Origin of the sequence: Acidiphilium sp. PM (genome assembly GCF_000219295.1) — a bacterium.
GTDB lineage: Bacteria > Pseudomonadota > Alphaproteobacteria > Acetobacterales > Acetobacteraceae > Acidiphilium > Acidiphilium multivorum.
Window position 1 is genome coordinate 1 of the sequence record NZ_AFPR01000606.1, and the last position, 630, is coordinate 630.

A 630-nucleotide genomic window follows, 5' to 3' on the forward strand; every position below is an offset into this window, starting at 1 on the left:
CTTCCGGGCACCGGCGAGCTGCACGCGCCGAGCTTGCGCGGGTCTGCGGGGCAGAAAATGCAGCAGCGGGCGGCGCATGCGGCGCGCGTGGACGAGGTCGCGGCCCTGCGGGCGTCAGCCCGGGCCTATCTCAGCGGGCGCGGCCTCGATGCTGACTGGCTGATGAGTCATGTGCGGCTGGTCCGGCCGCATCCGAACTATGATGCGGCGGAAGTGTCGGCCGGTGCGGCGGTGGTGATGCTGACGCCGATGTTCGGTCAGGATGAGGATGGCCTTGTACGGCTGACCGGCGTGCAGCGCACCTATCTGACCGAGGGCGGAGCAAAAATCGGCCGCCGGATGCTGGGGGCCTCAGGCGCCTGGCTGCTGCATCCGCCTGCTGGCGCAGCGGTGCCGATCGGTGGCCATGACCAGGTCCGGGTTGCCGGTGAAGGGTTCGAGACCGTCGCGAGTGTCGTCCAGGCAACGCGGCAGGCTGGTGTTGTCGGCTACAATGCGGGCGGCCTGGTGGCCTGGACTGGGCAGTTCAGCGGCTCGACGCCGGTTGCGCTGCTGGCCGATCGCGACAATGCCCGCCTCCATAATGGCCGTGATGTTGGCGAAGCTGGGCAGAAGGCGGCCGCCAAGGCC

Annotated in this window: 1 protein-coding gene; it reads left to right on the plus strand. The window is 69.5% G+C overall.

Translation table 11 applies throughout. From position 1 onward, the window contains the following. Window positions 1–630: toprim domain-containing protein (locus APM_RS19375; RefSeq protein WP_007425092.1), on the plus strand; the 630-nt coding region annotated here is incomplete at both ends.